This is a genomic window from Armatimonas sp. (assembly GCF_043760365.1).
Lineage (GTDB): Bacteria > Armatimonadota > Armatimonadia > Armatimonadales > Armatimonadaceae > Armatimonas.
Genome location: NZ_JAYUPA010000478.1, coordinates 1 through 4,641 on the forward strand (window position 1 = coordinate 1; position 4,641 = coordinate 4,641).

Below are 4,641 nucleotides of genomic sequence, written 5' to 3' on the forward strand. Positions count from 1 at the left end.
CAGGATATTTCCGTAATCTAAAGGACACTTAGAAACTAAAATGGCAGACGCCAACGAACTCAAGCTTTTCAACGACCTTGCCCGCCAGCTCCGCGCCGACTCGATCCGCTGTACCACCGCTGCGGGCAGTGGTCACCCCACCTCGGGGATGAGCGCCGCCGATCTGATGGCAGTGCTTCAGGCCAAGTACCAGCGCTACGACTACAGCAACCCGAGTCACCCCAACAACGACCATCTGATCTTCTCTAAGGGCCATGCCTGCCCGGTGCTCTACGCGATGTACCGCGCCGCCGATGCGATCTCTGAGGCCGATTTGCTCTCGCTGCGTAAGTTTGGCTCGATCTATGAAGGCCATCCCACTCCGATCATCCCGCACATTGATGCCGCGACGGGCTCGCTGGGCCAGGGGCTTGCGATTGCGGTGGGCGTCGCCATTGCGGGCAAGCACATCGAGAAGCTTCCCTATAAAGTCTGGTGCCTGCTGGGCGACTCCGAGATGGCCGAGGGCAGCAACTACGAGGCGCTGATGGTAGCAAGTGAGCAGGGGCTAGATAATCTGATTGCGATTGTGGATGTCAATAAGCTCGGGCAGCGCGGCGAGACGGCGCTGGGCCACGACATGGCGACCTACTCCGCGCGGGTCTCGGCGTTTGGCTGGAAAGTGCTGATCGTGGACGGTCACAATGTCGCGGAGATTGACGAAGCCTACGCCACGGCAATCGCGCACACCGGCTCGCCGGTCTGTATTCTGGCCAAGACCGAAAAAGGTGGCGGCGTGAGCTGGCTCGCCGGCGCTCCCGGCTGGCACGGCAAGGCGCTCAAGCCCGACGAGGCGGAACGCGCGTATGCTGAGCTGTCTGAGGCAGGGCCGATCTCGGGCTTTACGGTCAAGCCGCAGCTCCCGGAGAATCTCACGCCCGCACCGTTCACCGCCGATGCGCCTCTGGTGCTCCCGAGCTACGAAGTTGGTGTGAAAGTGGCTGTGCGCAAAGCCTACGGCGACACGCTGGCCGCCCTCGGGAAGTCTCGCGGCAATCTCTTCGCCGTGGACGCCGAGGTGGGGAACTCGACCTACACCGAGAGCCTCGGGAAAGTCGCGCCAGAGCGTCTGTTCCAGGTCTATATCGCCGAGCAGGTAATGGTGGGCGTGGCGCAGGGGCTGGATGTCCAGAATAAGAACACGTTTGCCGCCACATTCGCTGCGTTCTTCTGCCGCGCCTACGACCAGATTCGAATGGGGGCGATCTCCGGTGCTAAACTGCGCTTAGTGGGAACCCACGCGGGCGTCTCGATTGGCGAGGATGGCGCTAGCCAGATGGCCCTCGAAGATCTTGCCATGATGCGCTCTATCTACGGGGCGACGGTTCTTTATCCATCGGATGCCGTGAGCTGCGCCCATCTGATGGTGCTCATGGCGCACTACGATGGGATCGCCTATCTGCGTGCCACTCGTGAGGCCACGGCAGTGATCTACCCTGCCACCGAAAAATTTGAGATTGGCGGAAGCAAGACCCTGCGCGAAGGCACCACTGCCACCGTGATCGCGGCGGGCATCACGCTCGTCGAGGCACTCCAAGCTGCCGATCAGCTCGCCGCAGAGGGAATTAAGATTCGCGTGATTGACCTCTACTCCATCAAGCCCGTGGACGAGGCCGCGATCCTTAAGGCCGCCGCCGAGACCGAGCACTTGATAATTGTTGAGGACCACTGGCCCGAGGGCGGCTTAGGTGATGTGGTGGCGGCAACGCTCACCAAAAACTGCGTCGCGGCCAAGAAGTTCACGCACCTCGCGATTTCCGAGATGCCCCGCTCTGGAAAGCCCGATGAGCTGCTCGCCGCCTACGGCATTGACTCCGCCGCGATTGTAAAAGCCGTCAAAGGCGAATAAGGCTAGCGAGACGAGTGCGCTTTCCCCGGTCTGGAGCGCTTGGAGGGCTGGTGGTGCTGGCCGTTGGTCTGCGCCTCGCGTTCTGGGCCGGGACGGGCTTCACTAACGAGGATAGCTACATCACCCTGCGCTACGCCGAGAACTTAGCGGCAGGTAAGGGCTTTGTCTACAACCCGGGGGAGCAGGTACTGGGTGTCACCACGCCGCTCTATGCCCTACTGCTCGCGGGTTTTCTCTACTGTGGGCTTCCCGCGCTGGCTCTGGGGAAACTGCTCTGCATCGCCGCTGATGCCTGGCTGATCGTGGTGCTCTGGCGCTGGCTGAGTGCACTGGGAGAGACGCGGGCCGCGTGGATTGCTGCTGTTTTTATCGCCGTCAACGATCACTTTCTGCACTGGAGCGTCTCGGGAATGGAGAGTGCGCTTGTGGCGGCTCTGGGGGTGACGGCGTGGCGCTGGCTTCAGGAAGGCCGCGAGCACCGAGCGGGCGTCGCACTGGGGGTGCTCTTTCTGCTGCGCTGGGATAGCCTCCTTCTGGCAGGGCTAGCACTGGGCGAACGGCTCGTCACCACACGGCGTGTTCCTGTGAAGCCGCTGCTCCTTCTGACACTTCTGGCGCTTCCGTGGCTCATCTTTGCGCTCGCCTACTTTGGCACCCCGATCCCGAGTACCATGCACGCCAAAGCCGTGGTCTATGGCTGGCGCTTCCAGGGCCAGCTCTTTCCAGGTCTGGGAAAGCTTATGGAGCGCTTCTGGGGAAGCCCAATCTATGCTTTGCTCAGTGTTGGTGCCCTTCTAGGACTCTGGCACACGCTCCGTGAGAAGTCCCTGGCGAGCCTGCGGGCTCCCGCACTCTGGTTTGCTCTCTACTGGGGCGCGTTTCTTCTCTCGAAAAATCTTCTGTTTCTCTGGTATCTCCTGCCCCCACTACCGGTCTATGGGCTTCTGGCCGCGCTTGGGCTGGCGCGGTTCACGCAGCGCGTTTCTTTTAAGCTGCCTCCGATCTCTCTTGCTGGTGGAGTCGTGGCGCTGGCAATCGGCATGGGGCTCTTTCTCCAGCGCTCTGTCTATGAGGCGCAGCAGATTGAGACGCACTTGCGGATTCCCCTGGGGCACTGGCTTCGGGAGCGAATGGCACGAGAGGAGACCGTGATGCTGGAGCCCATCGGCTATATCGGGTATTTCAGCCAGCGGCGCGTTCTAGACGTGATCGGGCTGGTCTCGCCGCAGGTTCTCCCGCTCTGGCAGAAAACGGACCCCGCCCCGATGGGGAGCATTGCCTCTCAGTTCCGCCCCGACTGGGTCGTGCTACGCCCCGGTGAGCTCCAGCACATTCTGGATGCGTACCGCGCAAGCTGGGAGCGAGACTACGCCCTTGTGAAGACGTTTTCCTACAAACCCTCCGCAACACGCGAAGCCGTTGTCTTCCATGTGTTTCGCAGGAGGAGTTTACCTATGTCAAGGTGAAGCAGAGGGCATGGTAATCACTTTGCTTTCTCTGGCACTTCTGGCGGGGCAGACGCGCCCTGCGGCTCCGCCTGCCGTCCCCGCGTTCTGGGTTCGTCCCGGCTATCAAGTCTCGGTGGCGGCTGTGCTGCCCGGTGCGCGGTTTATGGAGTTCAGCGACGATGGCACGCTCTACATCTCTAAGCCTAACCCCGGTGAGGTTTACGCCTTCAAGGACAAGAACAAAGACGGTTTCTACGAGACCCAGACGACTTTTCTGACCGACAAGCCCACCGCTCATGGCCTGTGCTTCGAGGGTGGCTGGCTCTGGTACTCTGAGTCTGGGGCGATCTCGAAGGCGCGCGATACAAACGGCGATGGAAAGGCCGACGAAGATATCCCTGTGATTCCTGAGGGCAAGCTCCCGATGGCGGGGGGACACTGGTGGCGCTCGCTTCTGGTGACGAGCGACGCGATCTTTACCTCGATCGGTGACAAAGAAAACGCCTCAGATCCGGGGGATACCGAGCGACAAAAAGTCTTTAAGTTCAGCAAAGATGGCTCGGACAAGACACTCTGGGCTGGTGGACTGCGTAATACCGAGAAGCTGCGCCTGCGGCCTGGAACGCAAGAAGTGTGGGGCGTGGATCATGGCTCCGATAATATGGGGGCACCGTTTGGCGAGAGCAAGGGTAATCTTCCCATCACTAATCTCAACCCGCCCGATGAATTCAACTACTACGAGCAAGGCAAGTTCTATGGCCATCCGTTTGTACCTGGTTATGGCTTTCCACGTCTTGAGTTCAAAGACCGTCCGGATATTTTAGAGCTGGCCACGAAGACCACACCACCCGCCTGGAACTTTCCGGCACACGCAGCGAGCAATGCGTTTTGTTTTGTGAGCAACGTCAAAAAGCAGTTTCCTACGGATCACACCGGCGATGCCTTTGTGGCGCACAAAGGCTCATCGAACGCGACTATTAAAGTGGGGTACTCGGTGGATCGCGTTTGCTTTGACAAAGAGACTGGCAAGCCCTACGGAACGCTTGCCATTGTCAAAACGCTCGGCCCCGATGGCAAGCCAATGGCTCGCCCGGTGGACTGTGTCGAAGCGCCCGATGGCTCCATTCTCTTCTCCGATGATTCTGGGGGAAAGGTCTATCGAATTCGCTATGTGGGCAAGAAGTAGCACGTTGTGTTTGTTGGCGCTCGTGGCTCAGCCACAAGCGCCAAAGCCACTGCAACGGCCCCCGATTGCTACCTATGAGCAGGCATGTGCCCGCTGTCATGGCCCCAATGGCAGTTTCT

General features: G+C 60.2%; 3 protein-coding genes. All 3 read left to right on the forward strand.

What is annotated here, in order from left to right; translation table 11 throughout:
* Positions 1 to 40 precede the first annotated feature (40 nt).
* From ACH2EH_RS11160 to ACH2EH_RS11170, 3 genes are read left to right on the forward strand one after another with little or no spacing between them, the layout of a single operon-like run.
* On the forward strand, positions 41 to 1,888 hold the full coding sequence (locus tag ACH2EH_RS11160; protein ID WP_395141663.1) for a transketolase: 1,848 nt from the start codon (positions 41 to 43) through the stop codon (positions 1,886 to 1,888).
* Between the two features lie 14 nt (positions 1,889 to 1,902).
* Complete coding sequence (locus ACH2EH_RS11165; RefSeq protein WP_395141665.1) at positions 1,903 to 3,354, forward strand: hypothetical protein; 1,452 nt, start codon at positions 1,903 to 1,905, stop codon at positions 3,352 to 3,354.
* A 10-nt stretch (positions 3,355 to 3,364) separates the two neighbouring features.
* Positions 3,365 to 4,522: a PQQ-dependent sugar dehydrogenase gene (locus tag ACH2EH_RS11170; protein ID WP_395141667.1), complete on the forward strand. Its 1,158-nt coding sequence runs from the start codon at positions 3,365 to 3,367 to the stop codon at positions 4,520 to 4,522.
* Positions 4,523 to 4,641: the final 119 nt, after the last annotated feature.